Source organism: Sphaerisporangium melleum (assembly GCF_014646695.1).
GTDB lineage: Bacteria > Actinomycetota > Actinomycetes > Streptosporangiales > Streptosporangiaceae > Sphaerisporangium > Sphaerisporangium melleum.
Genome location: NZ_BMNT01000011.1, coordinates 21,239 through 38,893, shown reverse-complemented (window position 1 = coordinate 38,893; position 17,655 = coordinate 21,239). Strand labels below are relative to the sequence as shown.

At 73.0% G+C, this 17,655-nt stretch carries 17 protein-coding genes; 3 read left to right on the top strand and 14 right to left on the bottom strand.

Translation table 11 applies throughout. The annotated features are described in order from the left end of the window. The first annotated feature begins 62 nt into the window (after nt 1-62). Both IEY93_RS11495 and IEY93_RS11490 read left to right on the top strand, forming a co-directional pair. Entirely contained in the window at nt 63-1,304 is a 1,242-nt protein-coding gene (locus tag IEY93_RS11495) for an aminotransferase class V-fold PLP-dependent enzyme (protein ID WP_189163124.1), read from the top strand. A 416-nt stretch (nt 1,305-1,720) separates the two neighbouring features. Beyond that, nucleotides 1,721-2,893 carry an NADH-quinone oxidoreductase subunit D gene (locus IEY93_RS11490; protein ID WP_189162997.1) on the top strand — a complete coding sequence of 391 codons (1,173 nt, stop codon included), beginning with the start codon at nt 1,721-1,723 and terminating at the stop codon, nt 2,891-2,893. A 650-nt stretch (nt 2,894-3,543) separates the two neighbouring features. On the opposite strand, the gene IEY93_RS11485 is transcribed toward IEY93_RS11490, so the two are convergent. From IEY93_RS11485 to dacB, 11 genes are all read right to left on the bottom strand, one after another. Beyond that, nucleotides 3,544-3,999 (bottom strand): DUF3180 domain-containing protein, encoded by a 456-nt coding sequence (locus tag IEY93_RS11485; RefSeq protein ID WP_189162996.1) that lies wholly within the window; start codon nt 3,997-3,999, stop codon nt 3,544-3,546. 314 nt (nt 4,000-4,313) lie between these two features. Further along, nucleotides 4,314-4,820 carry a 2-amino-4-hydroxy-6-hydroxymethyldihydropteridine diphosphokinase gene (gene folK / locus IEY93_RS11480; protein ID WP_189162995.1) on the bottom strand — a complete coding sequence of 169 codons (507 nt, stop codon included), beginning with the start codon at nt 4,818-4,820 and terminating at the stop codon, nt 4,314-4,316. After that, complete coding sequence (folB, locus tag IEY93_RS11475; RefSeq protein ID WP_189162994.1) at nt 4,817-5,176, bottom strand: dihydroneopterin aldolase; 360 nt, start codon at nt 5,174-5,176, stop codon at nt 4,817-4,819. The genes folK and folB overlap by 4 nt, the downstream gene beginning before the upstream one ends. Nucleotides 5,177-5,260: 84 nt before the next feature. After that, nucleotides 5,261-5,701: a nuclear transport factor 2 family protein gene (locus tag IEY93_RS11470; protein ID WP_189162993.1), complete on the bottom strand. Its 441-nt coding sequence runs from the start codon at nt 5,699-5,701 to the stop codon at nt 5,261-5,263. Beyond that, the gene (gene folP, locus IEY93_RS11465; protein ID WP_189162992.1) at nt 5,698-6,555 is read right to left on the bottom strand and encodes a dihydropteroate synthase; all 858 of its coding nucleotides are present in this window, start codon (nt 6,553-6,555) and stop codon (nt 5,698-5,700) included. Before folP ends, IEY93_RS11470 begins: the two co-directional genes overlap by 4 nt. A gap of 255 nt (nt 6,556-6,810) precedes the next feature. After that, nucleotides 6,811-7,398, bottom strand: coding sequence for a GTP cyclohydrolase I FolE (folE, locus tag IEY93_RS11460; protein WP_189162991.1), 588 nt, complete (start codon nt 7,396-7,398; stop codon nt 6,811-6,813). A gap of 3 nt (nt 7,399-7,401) precedes the next feature. Next, nucleotides 7,402-9,423, bottom strand: coding sequence for an ATP-dependent zinc metalloprotease FtsH (gene ftsH / locus IEY93_RS11455; protein WP_189162990.1), 2,022 nt, complete (start codon nt 9,421-9,423; stop codon nt 7,402-7,404). Nucleotides 9,424-9,705: 282 nt separating this feature from the next. Continuing rightward, the gene (hpt, locus tag IEY93_RS11450; RefSeq protein ID WP_189162989.1) at nt 9,706-10,263 is read right to left on the bottom strand and encodes a hypoxanthine phosphoribosyltransferase; all 558 of its coding nucleotides are present in this window, start codon (nt 10,261-10,263) and stop codon (nt 9,706-9,708) included. A 13-nt stretch (nt 10,264-10,276) separates the two neighbouring features. Continuing rightward, nucleotides 10,277-11,287, bottom strand: coding sequence for a tRNA lysidine(34) synthetase TilS (gene tilS, locus IEY93_RS11445; protein ID WP_189162988.1), 1,011 nt, complete (start codon nt 11,285-11,287; stop codon nt 10,277-10,279). A gap of 60 nt (nt 11,288-11,347) precedes the next feature. Then, a complete protein-coding gene (locus tag IEY93_RS11440) occupies nt 11,348-12,439 on the bottom strand; it encodes an Rv3626c family coenzyme F420 biosynthesis-associated protein (RefSeq protein ID WP_189162987.1) in 1,092 nt (363 codons plus the stop codon). Between the two features lie 28 nt (nt 12,440-12,467). Beyond that, complete coding sequence (gene dacB, locus IEY93_RS11435) at nt 12,468-13,862, bottom strand: D-alanyl-D-alanine carboxypeptidase/D-alanyl-D-alanine endopeptidase (protein WP_203968579.1); 1,395 nt, start codon at nt 13,860-13,862, stop codon at nt 12,468-12,470. Nucleotides 13,863-13,965: 103 nt separating this feature from the next. Between dacB and IEY93_RS11430 the strand changes: the two genes are divergently transcribed. Next, nucleotides 13,966-14,508, top strand: a complete 543-nt coding sequence (locus IEY93_RS11430; RefSeq protein WP_203968580.1) for an inorganic diphosphatase — start codon at nt 13,966-13,968, stop codon at nt 14,506-14,508. 188 nt (nt 14,509-14,696) lie between these two features. Here IEY93_RS11430 and IEY93_RS11425 read toward each other — a convergent pair whose 3' ends face one another. The 3 genes from IEY93_RS11425 to IEY93_RS11415 all read right to left on the bottom strand — a co-directional run bounded on the left by IEY93_RS11425 (nt 14,697) and on the right by IEY93_RS11415 (nt 17,627). Beyond that, nucleotides 14,697-15,323 carry a C40 family peptidase gene (locus tag IEY93_RS11425; protein WP_229691053.1) on the bottom strand — a complete coding sequence of 209 codons (627 nt, stop codon included), beginning with the start codon at nt 15,321-15,323 and terminating at the stop codon, nt 14,697-14,699. Nucleotides 15,324-15,502: 179 nt separating this feature from the next. Beyond that, the gene (locus IEY93_RS11420) at nt 15,503-16,156 is read right to left on the bottom strand and encodes a hypothetical protein (RefSeq protein WP_189162986.1); all 654 of its coding nucleotides are present in this window, start codon (nt 16,154-16,156) and stop codon (nt 15,503-15,505) included. Then, complete coding sequence (locus IEY93_RS11415; protein ID WP_189162985.1) at nt 16,140-17,627, bottom strand: RNA polymerase sigma factor; 1,488 nt, start codon at nt 17,625-17,627, stop codon at nt 16,140-16,142. The genes IEY93_RS11420 and IEY93_RS11415 overlap by 17 nt, the downstream gene beginning before the upstream one ends. Nucleotides 17,628-17,655 lie beyond the last annotated feature (28 nt).

The window sequence follows — 17,655 nt, the reverse complement described above, 5'->3', positions numbered from 1 at the left end:
GCTCCCCCGCTCTCGGTGACCGCTCGGCCCCGTCGACCCGCGGCGGGGCTCCGACCCCGGCGGTGCTCGGCGCCGATCTGGAGGTGCCGGTGCGGGGCGGCAGGCTCGTGCCGTACGCCAACTTCGACTACGCGGCGAGCGCGCCGTGTCTGGCGCCGGTCAGCGCGGCGGTCACCGCCGCGCTGCCGGCCTACTCCAGCGTGCACCGCGGCGCCGGGTACGCCTCCCAGCTCACCACCGCCCGCTACGAGCAGGCCCGGCACACGGTGCGCGCCTTCGCCGGCGCCCGCGCCGACGACGCCGTCGTGTTCACCCGCAACACCACCGACGCCACCAACCTGCTGGCCCGCTGCCTGCCGGACGGCGCCACCGTCGTGGTCTTCGACAGCGAGCACCACGCCTCCCTGCTCCCCTGGCCGTCGGCCGTACGCCTCGCGCCGCCCGCGTCGCCCGGCGAGGCGGTGCGCGCGGCCGACGAGGCCCTCGCGGCCATCGACGGCCCCGCGCTGCTGGTCGTCACCGCGGCCTCCAACGTGACCGGCGAGCTGTGGCCGATCGCCGCGCTCGCCCACATCGCCCACGGGCACGGCGCCCGGATCCTGGTGGACGCCGCCCAGCTCGTCCCGCACCGCCGGCTCAACCTGACCGCGCTCGACCTGGACTACGTGGCCTTCTCCGGGCACAAGCTGTACGCCCCGTTCGGCGCGGGCGCCCTGATCGGACGGGCCGACTGGCTCGCCGAGGCCGAGCCGTACCTGCGCGGCGGCAGCGCGTCCAAGGCCGTCACCGGTGGCGCCGGCCTCGGCCTGCCGCTGGAGACCGAGTGGAGCGCCGATCCCCAGCTGCGGCACGAGGCCGGCACGCCGAACGTCCTCGGCGCCGTCGCGCTCGCCGCCGCCTGCGACGCGCTGTCGGCCACCGGCTGGACGCCTCTGGTCGAGGAGGAGGAACGCCTGCTCGGGCTGCTGCGGGACGGGCTCGCCGGCATCGACGGCGTCCACGAGCTGTCGCTGTGGGGTCCGCACCACCCGCGCGTCGGCATCGTCTCGTTCGTCGTCGACGGCTGGACGGCCCGCGAGGTCGCCGAGGCGCTGTCGTCGGAGTACGGCATCGGGGTACGGGACGGGAAGTTCTGCGCCCACCCCCTGGTCCGGCACCTGATCAGCGGCATCGGCCGGGATGGCGGCGGCGACTGCGCGGACGGCACGACCGGCGCGGTGCGGGCCTCCATCGGCATCGGCACGACCGAGGAGCACGTCCGCCGCCTGGTCGCCGCGCTCGCGGACCTCGCCTCCCGCCGCTGAAGCCCTCTCGGCCTCCGGCTCCCGACCGATTCCCGATCGCCGTCCTCCACCGTGGTCAAGCCCTCACCGGCACCGGCCCTCCGCTGGATCTGAGGAAGGCTCCCAGGGCCCGTGGCCCCCGGAATCGCCCGGGTAGCGCGGGCCATCGAGCTCAGGAGGTGGTGGGGTCACGGGTCGCGTGGGCACCGAGTCCGGTGGGTACCGGAGGTCGGCACGGTCACCCGGCCCCTCCGGCACGCTCGGGCGTGGCCGACTCGTGGCGTCACGGGTCGCGTGCGTACCGAGTCCGGTGGGTACCGGAGGTCGACACGGTCACCCGGCCCCGCGGGCACGTTCGGGCGTGGCCGACTCTCGGGGCCGCGCTCCCGGTCCCGGCGCCGCATCTCCTCCACCGGCGGCGTGACAGCATTGGGTGCATGACGGAACCTCGCACCGGAGCCGCGGGCACCGAGCGGGTGGTGGCGGTCGGGGCCGGCGCCAAGGAACTCGCCACCGAGGACATGATCCTCAACATCGGGCCCCAGCACCCCTCGACCCACGGAGTGCTGCGCTTGCGGCTGACCGTGGACGGCGAGCGCATCACCGCCGCCGAGCCGGTGGTCGGCTACATGCACCGCGGCGCGGAGAAGCTCTTCGAGGTCCGCGACTACCGGCAGATCATCGTGCTGGCCAACCGGCACGACTGGCTCTCGGCGTTCGCCAACGAGCTGGGCGTGGTGCTGGCGGTGGAGCGCATGCTCGGCATGGAGGTGCCGGTACGCGCGGTGTGGGCGCGCACGCTGCTCGCCGAGCTGAACCGCGTGCTCAACCATCTGATGTTCCTCGGGTCCTATCCTCTGGAGCTCGGCGCGATCACCCCGGTGTTCTACGCCTTCCGTGAGCGCGAGACCCTGCAGGCGGTCATGGAGGAGATCTCCGGCGGCCGGATGCACTACATGTTCAACCGGGTGGGCGGGCTGAAGGAGGACCTGCCGTACGGCTGGCTGGGCCGGGTGACCGAGGCGGTCGCCGAGGTGCGCAAGCGGCTGCCCGACCTGGAGGAGCTGATCTACGGCAACGAGATCTTCCTGGCCCGCACCCGTGGGGTGGGCGTGCTCGACCGAGAGACGATCATGCAGTACGGGGTCAGCGGCCCCATCGCCCGCGCCGCCGGCGTCGATCTTGACCTGCGGCGGGACGAGCCGTACCTCGCCTACGGCGAACTGCCGGTGCAGGTGGTCACCCGTACGGCCGGCGACTGCCACGCCCGGTTCGAGGTGCTGCTCGACCAGGTGAAGGCGTCGCTGGACCTGGCGGACGCCTGTGTGGAGCGGCTCAGGTCGCTGCCGCCGGGGCCGGTCAACCAGCGGCTGCCGAAGGTCCTGAAGGTCCCCGAAGGACACACCTACGCCTGGACGGAGAACCCGCTCGGGCTCAACGGCTACTACCTGGTGTCGCGGGGCGAGAAGACCCCCTGGCGGCTCAAGCTGCGCAGCGCGTCGTACAACAACGTCCAGGTGCTCAGGGAGATGCTGCCCGGCCACCTGATCGCGGACATGGTGGCGATCCTCGGCTCGATGTTCTTCGTGGTCGGCGACATCGACAAGTGAGCCCGAGCCCCGGGTGAGCGGCAGCGAGCCGACGTTCCGCGGTACGGGTCGGGCACATGGCCTTGTGGCGGCACCCCCGCGCATCGGCGACGACCCGGGAGCGGAGCGCGCGCATCCGGCGCGCCTTCGCGCACTTTGCCACTCTGACCTGCGGTTTCCCGGCCGGACGCGACCATGATGTTTAGACGGCCGCTCCTGGTGCAGAAGAACGGTGCGTTAAGGGACAGGGATTCAGGGTGGCTCCGCGTGAGGCGGGGCCCGGCACCGGCCGGGCCCCGCCTCGTGCGTCCGAGCACCGCCACACTCCCGGACCGCCCCCGAGCACCGGCCCTCAGCCTCGGCGTCCGGCCGGCGTCCCCCGGGCAGCGGCGAGCCCCGTGCCAGGACGCGTCCCGGTCTTCGCCACCGCCGGGACCGCCGCGATGACCCTGCACGCGGCGGTCTTCCTCGCCTTGGTGGCGGTGTGGTGCACCGCCGGTCGGGCGGGTGTCCGTCGTACGGTCGCCGTGCTCGGTGCGATGGGGCGAGCTCATTTCGCGAGCTGCTCGACCGTTCGGACGCACGGACAGCGGGCCACCCCGCCCTGACCCTCGTGGGCGCCGATCCACTCCGGAGCCATACCGGTATCTCGGGAGGGCGCCCTGCCGCGGTCAGGCGAGGGGGTCGTCGTCGGGCTTGCGCGGCACGCGGCAGCAGTGCTCCAGGTAGAGCGCCGCGCAGACGAGGATCACGCAGGCGACGAGCGAGCCACCGGCCAGGAAGAAGTCGCGCCGCGGCGTGTCCTGGTCGAGCAGCGCCGCGACATGGAAGACGAACCCGGCGAAGATGCCGGCGAACACCGCGCCGACGTACGCCGACGCCTTGGCCAGCGCGGCCAGGCGGGCCACCGCCAGCGGCTCCACCGGTTTGGTGTCGGGTCTGCGCTCGATGCGCGCCCGGGTCATCCACCCGCTGTACGCCTCGCCGATCGCCAGGAGCAGCACGGTCGGGATGGCGGTCCACGGGACGGTCGGCAGGTCGGAGTAGACCCGTTGCAGCAGGAGCCACGTCACGACCGCGAAAGCGACCAACAGCAGGACGAGCACGCCGGGACGGCTCGGTTTCACGCGATCCTCCTCGTTCGCCGACGGCGGCCCGTGCCCGGCCGCGCCGTCGGGTTCACCGTCATCGCGGGCCATCCGCTAAGCGGGTCACGGCCCTGCGCACAACAACCTCGCATCATGCGGAAAACGTCCGGCCCGTACGCCGAGTGCCCACCGTCCCACATCGCAGGCCCGCACGGCGACCCACCGGCCCTTGGCCCGGAGGAAGGACCTGCCCTTCCCCGGCGCCACAGACCGGCCCTGCGCGCCTGCACCGGCCCAGCGTGCGTGTGCCTCTGCGGGCCGGTGGCCGAGCCCTGAAGCCCGGCGCCGCCGGGTCAGCCGGGAGGCTGGAGCGCGAGGTCGGGGCGCAGGCTCACGCCCTGCTGGTCGACGTCGGCGAGCAGGCCGGCCACCGAACCCCGGCCAGGGAGCACCGCCCCCGGGTCGGCCTGCGACCACGGAACGAGCACGAACGCCCGCTCGTGCGCGAGCGGGTGGGGCAGCGTGAGCTCGGGATCGTCCGACAGCAGGTCGCCGACCATGATCAGGTCGACGTCCAGCGTGCGCGGCCCCCACGGCTCGGTGCGCACCCTGCCGAACGCGGTCTCGACGCCCAGCGCGCGTTCGAGGATGGCCCGCGGCCCGAGCGTCATGGTGTTGCCGATCACCACGGCATTGAGATAGGAGCGCTGACCGGGCGGCCCGCCGACCGGTTCGGTCTCGTACACCGGGGACACCGCCACGAAGTCGAGCCCTGGCGCGTCGAACAGCGCGTCCACGGCACCCTGCAACGTCTCGAAGCGGCGGCCGACGTTGCTGCCGAGCGCCAGAACGACCTTCATTCCCTCCTCCTCCTGATGGTCACGACGACATCGTCGAACGGGAGCGGGATCGGCGCCGACGGCTTGTGCACCCGCACCTCGGCCTCCTCGACCAGCTCAGCGGCCAGGCAGGCGTCGGCCAGGCGCTGCGCCAGCGTCTCGATGAGATTGACCGGCTCGCCCTCGACGATGGCGGCCAGCCGGAGCGCCAGCTCGCCGTAGTCGACGGTCTTGGCCAGGTCGTCGCCGGCGGCGGCCGGGGCGGTGTCGAGGTGGAGGGTGACGTCGACCACGAACTCCTGCCCCAGCTCGCGCTCGGCCGGAAGGCACCCGTGCCTGCCCCGTGCCCGCAGGCCCACCAGGCTCACGGTGTCCATGCCGTCAACTCCCGAACTCGTGGCCACCGGCCTCGCCGGCGTGGGCGCCTGCCGGGGACGCCGTGGAGGACCGCCACGGGGCGCTCACTCCTCGGCCTCCTCGTCATCGTCGCTCTCGCCCTGCAGGACCGGAGAACCGTGGTGGAACCAGAGCCGCCAGCCCGTGGGGGTGCGGACGAAGGTGTTGGTCGCGACGACGCGGCCGGCGGCGAAGGTCGCGTCGTCGGTGTCGGCGGCGGTCAGGATGTTCTCGGCGCAGGTCAGCACCGCGACGTCGCCGATCACCGTGGTGTGCACGTCGGTCAGCACGAACTGAATGTACGGCGTGTTGGCCATGATCAGCGCCCATGAGCGCAGCACCTCGGCGCGCCCGGTCAGCATGGGCCACCCCGGGTGGACGCACATGGCCACCCTTCCCGGCTCGTCGTCGGCCCAGACCTCGGTCATCCGGTCGAGGTCGCCGCCCTCGATGGCGGTGTAGAACGCCTCGTTGAGCTTCTCGATCTCAGCGGCGGTCGTGCTCATCGAACCTCCTCTCCGCTGCGCCAGGCCGCGGCCACGCGGACGGCGTCGGCATTCGGACGCACCTGGTGGACGCGGACGCCCCAGGCACCGGCATGGGCGGCCAGCGCGGTGACGGCGAGCGAGGCGTCGTCGGACTCGTCGAACGGCCGCGGCACGCCGTCAGGGCCGGCGAGCAGGCGGCCGAGGAAGCGCTTGCGGGACGCCCCGATCAGCAGTGGGAACCCCAGCTCGCTCAGCCTGCCGATGCCGGCGAGCAGAGCCCAGTTGTGCTCGGTCCGCTTGGCGAAGCCGAGGCCGGGGTCGATGATGATCTGGTGCTCGGCCACCCCCTCGGCGAGCACGGAGTCGACGCGCTTGCGCAGCTCTTCGGCGACCTCGACCAGCACGTCGGAGTAGACGGCCCGGGCGTCCATCTGGTGGCTGTGGCCGCGCCAGTGCATGACCACGTACGGCACGCCGGACGCGGCCACCACCTGGGGCATCACGGGGTCGGCCAGCCCGCCGCTGACGTCGTTGACCAGCGCGGCACCGGCCTGGACGGCCGCCTCCGCCACCTCGGCGCGCATGGTGTCGACGCTGACGGTCACCCCCTGCGCCGCGAGGGCGCGGACGACCGGCTCGACCCGGCGGAGCTCCTCGTCGAGCGGCACGCGCGCCGCGCCCGGCCGGGTGGACTCGCCGCCGACGTCCACGATGTCGGCGCCCTGCTCGACGAGCTGGAGGCCATGGCGCACCGCGGCGTCGGGGTCGAACCACCGGCCGCCGTCGGAGAAGGAGTCAGGGGTGACGTTGACGACGCCCATGACCAGGCAGCGCCCCTTGTACGGCAACCCGGGCACCCTCCATGTCGTCATGGCGTCAAGCCTAGGTGGTCCCGGGTGACGATCTGTGCCATGGGTCCGGCTTGTGGATAACGAATCGACCCGGCCGGACCCGCCCGCGATATCCCCGCTCCCCGGCCTGGCAAACCACCCACTAACCCCACAAGCCGGGTAAGAGCCCACCGAAACCACGAACCATGCCTTCGCGGGCGCCGCACGGAGGCCGGGCACCACCCACGCGAAAACGCCGCGCGCCCCCCTGAGCAGGGGGCGCGCGGCGTGGAGATGTCAGCGGTGGCCGAGGATGAGGGCCATCGCCTCGGCGCGGGTCTTGTCACTCTCACGGAAGTCGCCGCGCACCGCCGAGGTGATGGTCTTGGCACCCGGCTTGCGCACGCCCCGCATGGTCATGCACAGGTGCTCGGCCTCGATGACCACGATCACCCCGCGCGGCGCGAGGACCGCCATGAGCGCGTCGGCGATCTGCGAGGTCATGCGCTCCTGCACCTGGGGGCGCCGGGCGTAGACGTCGACGAGCCTGGCCAGCTTGGACAGGCCGGTGATCTGCCCCTTGTCGTTCGGCACGTAGCCGACGTGGGCGACGCCGTGGAACGGGACGAGGTGGTGCTCGCAGGTGGAGAACACCTCGATGTCCTTCACCAGGACCATCTCGTCGTGGTCGGCGTCGAAGACGGTGGTCAGCACGTCTTCGGGGGTCTGCCCCAGCCCGGCGAACTGCTCGGCGTACGCGCGGGCGACCCGGGCCGGGGTGTCGAGCAGGCCGTTCCGGTCCGGATCTTCGCCGATCGCGAGCAGGATCTCACGAACGGCCTTCTCGATCCGGGCCGAGTCGACCTTGAGCGGCTTCACGGACACCCGTCAGGCCTCGTCCTGCGGCGACGGGTGGTGGTCGTTGGTGAGCGAGGAACCCGGGGTGGACTGGCCCGCCGGAAGCGCGGCGCCGTTGCCGTTGCCCGCGACCGCGATCTCCTTGGGGGTCAGGATGGGCGGCCGGTCGGACGGGAGCCGCTTGCCGTAGCCGGAGTAGGAGGGACGCTTCTCGCGCACGACCACCGGGGCGAAGATCTGGAGGACCTGGTCGCGGGAGAGGGTCTCCTTCTCCATGAGCTCGAGGACGAGGTTGTCCAGCACGTCGCGGTACTGGACGAGGATCTCCCACGCCTGGTCGTGCCCGGCCTCGATCAGCCGGCGGACCTCCTCGTCGATCGTGGAGGCGATCTTCTCGGAGTAGTCGCGCTCGTGGCCCATGTCACGGCCGAGGAAGACCTCGCTGTTGCCGGTGCCGAACTTACGGGCGCCGAGGTGCTCGCTCATGCCGTACTCGGTGACCATGCGCCGGGCGATCGAGGTGGCCTTCTCGATGTCGTTGGCCGCGCCGGTCGTCGGCTCGTGGAAGACGAGCTCCTCGGCGGTGCGCCCGCCGAGCAGCATCGCGAGCTGGTCCATCATCTCGGACCGGGTCGCGAGGAACTTGTCCTCCATCGGCAGGGTCATCGTGTAGCCGAGGGCCCGGCCGCGGGACAGGATCGTGATCTTGTGCACCGGGTCGGAGTTCGGCAGGGCGTGGGCGACCAGCGCGTGCCCACCCTCGTGGTAGGCGATGATCTTCTTTTCCTGGTCGGACATGACCCGGCTCTTGCGCTCGGGACCGGCCATCACGCGGTCGATGGACTCCTCGAGGGTGTTCATCGTGATGAGCTTCTGGTCCTGACGGGCGGTCAGCAGCGCGGCCTCGTTGATCACGTTGGCCAGGTCGGCGCCGGTGAAGCCGGGGGTGCGCCGGGCGATGACGTCCAGGTCGACGTCCTGGGTGAAGGGCTTGCCACGGCCGTGGACCCGCAGGATGCCCTTGCGGCCCTCCAGGTCGGGCCGGTCGATGACCACCTGGCGGTCGAAGCGGCCGGGGCGCAGCAGCGCCGGGTCGAGGATGTCGGGCCGGTTGGTGGCCGCGATCAGGATCACGCCGCCCTTGACGTCGAAGCCGTCCATCTCGACGAGGAGCTGGTTCAGCGTCTGCTCGCGCTCGTCGTGGCCGCCGCCGAGGCCCGCGCCACGGTGCCGGCCGACGGCGTCGATCTCGTCGATGAAGATGATCGCCGGGGCGTTCGCCTTGGCCTGCTCGAACAGGTCACGCACGCGGGACGCGCCGACGCCGACGAACATCTCGACGAAGTCGGAACCGGAGATCGAGTAGAACGGCACGCCGGCCTCACCCGCGACCGCGCGGGCCAGCAGGGTCTTGCCGGTGCCGGGCGGGCCGTAGAGCAGCACACCCTTGGGGATCTTGGCGCCGATCGCCTGGAACTTGGCCGGGGCCTGCAGGAACTCCTTGATCTCCTGGAGCTCCTCGATGGCCTCGTCGGCGCCCGCGACGTCGGCGAAGGTGGTCTTGGGGGTGTCCTTGGTGATCAGCTTGGCCCGGGACTTGCCGAAGTTCATCACCCGCGAGCCGCCGCCCTGCATCTGGTTCATGATGAACAGGAAGATCAGGACGATGATCACGATCGGCAGGAAGCTGATCAGCAGGCCGACCAGGAAGTTCTCGGTCGGCACGGTGACCTTGTAGCCACCGGGGAGCTTGTTGGCGTCGACCTGGGCCTGGAGCTCACGCTGCAGCTCGACGCCCTGGCCCTGGACCCAGGAGGCATAGAAGCGATCTTCGCCCGCGACCTTCGTGCGGGTCTTGATCTCGATGCGCTGGTCTTTGTCGACGATCACCGCGTTGTCGACGTTGCCCGCCTTGATCTGGCTGACGACGAACGAGGTGTCCTTCTGGGCATAGTTGCTGTTGCCGCTCCAGAATGTGCTGGCGAGCAGGAGCAGCACGACGATGCCCAGGATCCACAGCAGTGGCCCACGTGTAAATCGCTTGAGATCCATCCGATGCGGAACCCCTGCGGGCCCGTCCCTTCCTGAACACGGCCTGACGCCCCGGGCGAACCCGGGGTTAGCGGCATCCCGAACCGCTCCTGCTAGTGACCACCCGGAGGCGGTCGAACCTCCGGAGTGATCCGAAGGTACACCGGGCCGCCGCGCAGGGTCACTGCCCCGGCGACACCGGCTTTGTCCTACCAACGTACGTCAGGGCGCCCCGTGTTCCCCACGGGGAGACCGATTGACGGTGTATTACAGCACTTGGCGAGACGGAACTTCGCTCAGGGCTTACTCCCCGCCATAGACATGACGCGCCAGGGTGCCGATGAACGGCAGATTACGGTAACGCTCGGCATAGTCGAGCCCGTACCCGATCACGAATTCGTTGGGGATGTCGAACCCGACATATTTCACATCGATCGGGACCTTCACCGCCTCCGGCTTACGAAGGAGCGTGCAGATCTCCACGGAGGCGGCGTTGCGCGACTGGAGGTTGTGCACCAGCCACGAGAGGGTCAGCCCGGAGTCGATGATGTCCTCCACCACCAGGACGTGCCGCCCGGCGATGTCGGTGTCGAGATCCTTGAGGGTGCGCACCACGCCGGACGACTTGGTGCCCGCGCCGTAGGACGAAACGGCCATCCAGTCCATCTGAACGTCGATGTGCAGAGCACGCGCCAGGTCGGCCATGACCATGACCGCTCCCTTGAGCACCCCCACGATCAGGAGGTTCTTGCCCGCGTAGTCCGCGTCGATCTGCCCGGCGAGCTCCTTGATCTTCGCTTGAAGTTCTTCCTCCGGAATGAGGACCTTCTCCAGGTCCCTGCCCATGTCGGCTGCGTCCACCTGCGGTTTTCCTTCATGTGTGGGTGCTGGCGAGTATCAGGGTGCCATACCGCCTGACCACCCCCACCCCCCCGGGTAGCTCCACCCTGCGCTGGCCGCGCCACGCGGTGACCAGGCGGTCCGCCTGCTCGATGTGCACGGCCGCCAGCGCGGAGCCGTCCGCGCCCGCGGCCAGGGCCGCCCGCTGGAGCACCCGCCGGCGCACCGCCGCCGGCAGCCCTTCCAGCCCCGCCACCGGCAGTTCGACCGCGCCGCCCTCAGCGCCCCCAGTGCCCGCGCCGGCCTCCCGCCGCAGGCGCTCGTACGCCTCGCCGGCCCACGCGTCCAGGGCGTCGGCGTCGTCCCTGCACAGCGCCGCCGTGCGGGCCAGCGCCTCGGTCACCCCCGGCCCGAGCGCCCCTTCGAGCACCGGCAGGACGTCGTGGCGGACCCGCACCCGGGTGTAGGCCCGGTCGATGTTGTGCGGGTCGTCCCAGGGGAGCAGGCCCAGCGCCTCGCACGCCAGGCGGGTGGTGCGGCGGGCGACGCCGAGCAGCGGCCGCCGGTAGAGCCCGGCCGACGCGGGCATCCCGGCCAGGGATCGGGTGCCACTGCCCCGGGCCAGCCGCAGCAGCACCGTCTCGGCCTGATCTTCGCGGGTGTGCCCGAGCAGCACGGCCGCCGCGCCCAGCCGCCCGGCCGACGCCGACAGCGCGGCGTACCGGGCATCGCGCGCCGCGGCCTCCGGCCCGCCGGCCGTCCCCACCGTCACGCTGATCGCCTCGGCGGGCGCCAGGGCGAGCTTCCCGGCGAGGACGACGACCTCCTCGGCGCGCTCGCGCGAGCCCTCCTGCAGGCCGTGGTCGACGCTCACCAGCCCGGCGCGCAGGCCGAGCCGGGGCGCGCCGAAGGCCAGGCAGGCCGCGAGGGCCAGCGAGTCGGCGCCGCCGCTGCACGCGGCCAGCACCAGGGCGCCCTCGGGCAGGTCGGCCAGCGCGAGGCGCACGGCGCGGCGGATCTCGGCGACGGCGGGATGTGGTCCCATGCTCCCTAGTCTGGCGAGTGCGGCCGGCCCGCCGCACTCGCGTGCCCGCCCGGCGGGCCGTCAGGCGTGGCCGTTGGCGGCGGGGAGCTCGGGGGCGCGGGCGACCCGGGAGATCCACGCCTCGGGGTTGCGGATCTCCTCGTGGTCGGGCAGCGTCGCCGGTGAGCCCCAGACGCGGTTGAACCCCTCGATGCCGACCTCGTCGACGACCTTGCGCACGAACGCCGCGCCCTCGGCGTACTGCTTGAGCTTGAGGTCGACGCCGAGCAGCCGCCGGACGGTCTTGTCGAACCGCGAGCCGCCGTGCCTGCGGTGCTGGAACTTCGCCCTGATGTCGGCCACCGTGGGCACCACCGTGGGCCCGACGGCGTCCATGACGTAGTCGCCGTGCCCCTCGACCAGGGTCATCACGGCGGTCAGCCGGTTGAGGATCTCCCTCTGCTCGGGGGTCTGGATGGCGTCGATGAGGTTGCCCTCGCCGCCCCTGATCGCGTCGGTGACGGCGTCGGAGGCGGCGCGCAGGCGTTCGAGCATGGTGCTCAGGTCGATGTCGGAGGCGAGCAGGAACTCGGTCATCTGCCCGCGGACGTACTCGCGCAGCCAGGGCACGCCGGTGAACTGCACCCGGTGGGTCTCCTCGTGCAGGCAGACCCACAGCCGGAAGTCGCGGGGATTCACGCCGAGCTCGCGCTCGGTGTGCACGATGTTGGGCGCCACCAGGGTGAGCCGCCCCGTCGGCGCCTCGCCACTCGGGTCGGGCGGCAGGAACAGCTCGTACTGCCCGAGCACGCGCGTGGCCAGGAAGGCCAGCACCGCGCCGACCTCGACGCCGGTGACCCGCGAGCCGACGGCCCCGACGATCGCGGGGATCTGCGAGCGGCGGGCGTTCATGCGCTCGGTCAGCGGCTCCAGGACGACCCGGAACCCCTCCACGTTGGCGCGGATCCAGCCGGGGCGGTCGACGACCGTGGCCTCTTCGGGCTCGGCGGCGCCGTCGATGCGGCTGAACTCCTGCACATGGCCCTCGGCCTCGCGCGAGAGACGCCTCAGCTCGGTGACGGCATGCCGGGCCTCCTCTCGGCTCACCTGCGGCCCTGGACGGACAAGGCGGACACCGGTCGAGACGGCCAGCTCCCAGTCGATCACCTGCATGTTCACCACCGTACGTCGTGAAGCGCGGTCACGAGCAACCGCATGTGGTGACGAGCGCGGCCAGCCGGTCGAGCGCCGCCACGGCCCCGTCGGGGTCGGCCACCTTGTCGGCCATGAACGCGAAGGCCACGAGACGGCCGTCGGCGGTCCTGGAGAGCCCGGTCAGGGTGTTCACCCCGTTCAGCGTGCCCGTTTTGGCCCGTACCACTCCCGCTGCCGGCCGGCTGTCCTTCTTGTCGTACCGGTGACCGAGCGTGCCGGTGAACCCGGCGACCGGCAGCCCGCTGATCACCGGGTGCAGGCGCGGTTGGGCCGGTGAGGCCGCCAGGGACATCAGGCGGGCGAGGGCGGCCGGGGTGATGCGGTTGCGGGTGGACAGCCCGCTGCCGTCGTAGACGGTGACCCCCTGGGCGACGCCGAGCCGCTTCAGCGTGGCCTGGACGGCCTGGGCGACGCCGGAGAAGGTGCCCGGCCTGCCCTCCTTGACCGCCACCAGGTGGGCGAGCGCCTCGGCCAGGTCGTTGTCGCTCTCGGTCAGCATGTGCTCGACCAGCTCGTACACCGGCGGCGACTCGACCCTCGCGATCTCCGTCGCCGTGGCGGGGGCCTTGGCCCGGGCGGCCGACCGGCCGACCTTGAGGCCGCTGCGCCTCAGTAGGGAGGCGAACGCCTCGGCCGCGGAACGCGGCGGGTCGGCGTACCGGGACGAGCGGCCGGGCTGCTCGCGGCCCTCGTCGATGGTGAGCGCGGTCACCGGCGCGACGCTGCCCTCGGGCACGTACCCCGGCTTCCAGCCCGGCGCCGTACGCGGCCCCTGGAACAGCGAGTCGTCGTAGGACAGCGAGACCGACGACACACCGGCGGCCTTCAGCGCCCGGGCGGTGCGGGAGGCGAGCGCGGCCAGGGAGGCGAATCGGGGATAGGAGTCCGACCGGCCGGCCTTCGGCCCGGCGAGCGTCGGGTCGCCGCCACCGACCAGCGTGATCGAGCCGTCCTTGCCCCGGACGACGCGCGTGGCGATGCGGGCGTCCGGGCCGAGGGAGGTCAGCGCGGCGACGGCGGTCGCGACCTTGGTGGTGGAGGCCGGAGTGAGACCGGTGTCGGCCCTGCTGGCGTACAGTGTGGACCCGCCGGCGACGTCGACCACGACCGCGCCGACGCTGCCGCCGAGCGCGGAGTCGCCGAGCGCGCGGGACAGCCGCGCGGCGAGTGACGCCTTGCCCGGCGGCCGTCCGTCGCCGGCCGACGCCAGCACCGGGCCCGCGGTGACGATCGGGACCGGCGGCCGGGAGGGGGCGGTGGTGGCAGGGGGCTTCGCCGCGATGTCGGGCCGGTCGCTCACGAGGAGGTACGCCCCGGCCGCGCAGACGAAGAGCTGGAGCAGGGCGAGGGTCGTCATCGCGACCAGACGCTCGCGCCGCACCACCTCACCGACCTCTTTCCCGAATGCGTCATCCTGGATATACGCCTACGAGACATTAACGCCCACCCCGGACCCCCCGGGAGGCTTGAGCGGAGGAACCGCAGTGGAGTTCGACGTTGTCGTTGAGATCCCCAAGGGACAACGCAACAAGTATGAGGTCGATCACAAGACGGGCCGCATCCGGCTCGACCGTCTTCTCTTCACCTCCACGCAGTACCCCGCCGACTACGGCTTCATCGAGAACACCCTGGGCGAGGACGGCGACCCGCTCGACGCGCTCGTGCTGCTGCAGGAGCCGACGTTCCCGGGCTGCCTGATCAGTTGCCGGGCGGTCGGGATGTTCCGGATGACCGACGAGAAGGGCGGCGACGACAAGGTGCTGTGCGTCCCGGCCACCGACCCGCGCATGGAGCACATCCGCGACATCCACCACGTGCCGGAGTTCGACCGGCTGGAGATCCAGCACTTCTTCGAGGTCTACAAGGACCTGGAGCCCGGTAAGTCCGTCGAGGGCGCGAACTGGGTCGGCCGCAAGGAGGCCGAGGTGGAGATCCGGCGCTCGATCGAGCGCCACCTGCGGCACGAGGAACACGAGCGGGAGGCGGCGGCCGCGGAGGAGCCCCTGGCGGACGACGACCACCACTGAGCCCGGCCGCCCGGCGTGGCCCGCGCGGCGCCTGCTCCGGCACGCCTCGGAGCGGGCACGGCACGATCTCACCGCGTCGCACGACGCACCCACCAGGTCCTGGCGCGCCCGCGATCGGACTGGCCTTGCCAGGTGCCGGCCTTTCCTCCGGTCGCGGCACGGCCTCGCCGGGCCCTGGCGCGGCGTGCTCACGCGGGGCCCTGGCGCCGGGGGCGGACGACCCCGACGAGGTTCGGCCGCCACATGGTCGCGATGCGCACCACGTCGCCGGTCCTCGGCGCGTGGACCATCTGACCGCCGCCGATGTAGACGCCGACGTGGCCGATGGAGCGCGGGTCGAGCGGGCTGCGCCCGAAGAACAGCAGGTCTCCGCGGCGCAGCCCGTCGGCCGTGACGCGCGGCCCTGAGAGCCACTGGGTGCCCGTCCAGTGCGGCAGGGCCACCCCGGCCCGCTGCCAGGCGCGCATGGTCAGGCCCGAGCAGTCGTACGCGTGGGGCCCGGCCGCCGCCCAGACGTACGGCTTGCCGAGCTGGGTGAGCGCCCAGTTGGCGACGCGGTCGCCGGGGCCCGCGCCGGTGTGGCGCCGCCGCGCCCAGGACGCCGCCCACGGGCCGGGTGTCCAGATCGCCCCACCGCCGGGCAGCGCGGCCACGCGGGAGCCGGCGGTGCGAAGACCGATGGCATGGGCGCCGGCGGCGAGGCGGGCGACCGGCGAAGACCGGGCGGCGACGGCGCCCCAGGCGGGGCCCGGGCACGCTCCGGCCGCGCCGAGGACGCCGGCCACCAGGGTCGTCACGGTCGTCACGGTCGTCATGGCCGACATGGCCGCCGCACGGCGGAGCACGGCGTGTGGCATGCGCACCCCTCTCAGGCTCGCCACGCGGGAAGTCAGGCCGTGGGCACGGGAGGGTGCGCGTCCCACATCCGGCAGATCTTCCCCGTCGTGACGTCCCGCACACTCCCGGCCGCTACTGTCCGTGACGCCCCGATAGCTCAGGTGTCGAGCCGGAGCAGCCGGGCGATCCAGGGGCGCACTGCGGCGGCCGGGGGGAGCGGGCCGCGCGGGTAGGTGAAGACCGGCGCCGCGCGGCCGTACGCGGCGCCCAGCTCGGCGGCCTTGCACCAGTCGGCGACCGTGCGGCAGGCCGCCCAGGCGGCGCCCAGCGCGGGCCTGGCCTCGGCGTGCCGCTCCCAGATGCGCATGAGCGTCACGGTCGCCTGCGCCGCGGTGTACCCGTCGTCCGGATAGGCGGTGCCGGCGAGGTAGGGCCCGACGACCTGCCCGGCGAACCGGGTGTCGAGCACCCACGTCCAGTTGGCGACCACCAGGCCGAGGACGGGGTCGGGCACGGCCGTGGCCGCGGCGTACATGAGCTGCTGGCGCGGCCCGGTGAGACGGCGGCCCGGCCACAGCCACGCGACGTCGGCGGGCGCCTCGCCGCGGGCCAGCCAGCACAGCACGGCGAGCCCGCGGGCGGTCTGCAGGCGGCACAGCTCCAGCACGTCCCGCAGCATGCGCGGCCCGGGATCCAGCCACACCGGCCAGGCGGTGCGGTGGATGCGGGGGACGAGCGCGGTCAGCTCGGGGGCGGCCGCACGCGGGCAGACCCGGCCGCCCAGCGGAGAGTCGTCACTGAGGGTGAACACGACCGGCGGCCTGGGCTGAGGGCGCCGGGACCGGCGGCGCGGTCCGCCCGGAGGGCGCGCCGTCCGCCGCCGAGGGTGCCGGGGTGGCCGCCGGAGCCTGCGTGGTGGGGCTCGGGCAGGGCGTGCGCCGCGGGCCGTGCTGCGGCTCGGTGGTCGGCGCCGGGACCGGCGGCCGCTCACGTGGCGGCCGGGGCGGCTGGGGCACGGTCGGCGGGGGTGTGACCGCCGGAGGCCCGCCGTGCGTCGGGACGGAGTGCGGCGGCGGAGGCGTGGGCCGCGGTGCCGGGGAGGCGGGCGAGGACGGGGTGGGGACGGGGACGGAGGGGGACGGCCGTGGCGGACGCACCGTGGGGAGCGGCGCCGCGGGCGGGCGCGCCGGCGCGAAGGTCCGGGCGGCCGGACCGACCGCGGCGACCGGCCGGGCCGGGAACGGGTGCGCGCGGGACGGCGTGCCGCCGGCCGCCGGCGGCGTGGGTGGGCCGGAGACGGCGGCGGCCGGTGGCCCGGCCGAGGGTGGCGCGATGTGCTCCCCACCCGAGATCGGCCGCTCGGCGTCGCGCACGGCGCCGACCAGCACGATGCCGGCTACGACGATAGCGAGCGCCGCCACAGCGCCCACCAGGACCGCAGGAGCCCGCTGAGCCCTTTTGGGCACCCCCGCGGGAAACCCGTCGGCGTCGAGCAGCCCGGCGCGCCGGGCGACGAAACGACGGTAGGGCAGCAGCTCGGGGTCGATGAAGCAGCTCATGACCCGCACGCGCAAGGTCTCGGGCGGCTCGGCGACGGGCAGCAGGTCGAAGACCTTCGCCACCGAGACCTGGCGCTCGCGGTGCGGGGCGCAGTCGGCGCAGTGGTCGACGTGCTCCAGCAGCAGCTCGCGCGTCTCGTCGTCCAGGCCGCCGGAGGAGCCGGCGAGGACGTCGGTCCTGCCCGCGCACTCCGGAGCGACGCCGCGCGCGAGGATCTCGGCGGTGACCAGATCTTGCAGGCGGGCGAAAGCGGTCTGCCGGAGCTCCTCGGCGTGCGCGGCGGTGACGCCGAGAACGACGGCGAGCTCGTCCTCGGGGATGTCGTGCCGCGTGAGCAGGTCGAGGACCTCCCGTTCGTCCTCCGGCAGGGCGGCGACCGCGCTCGCGGCCACCAGTCGCAGGCCGGAGCCCGCGGCGGGCGCGGGCTCGGTGACCGGCTCGGCTTCGTCGCCGGCCGTCCCCTGGAGTGCCGTACGCCTGCGCACGCACTCGCCACGCGCGAGCGCGTAGAGCCACACGCGCAGCCGCCCGGGGTCGGTGAGGGCGTGGATGTGGGCCTCGGCCGCGATCAACGTGTCGCGCAGCGCCACCTGGGCGGTGTCCGGGCTCCCCAGCAGGGCCAGGGCGTAGCCGTAGAGGCTCTCGGCGTAGGTGTCGTAAAGGGCAGCGAGGGCCCCAGGATCGCGGGCGCGGAGCGCCTCGACCAGGACGCTGTCATTCATGTCACCGACAGTAAATGCTCGGTAACCA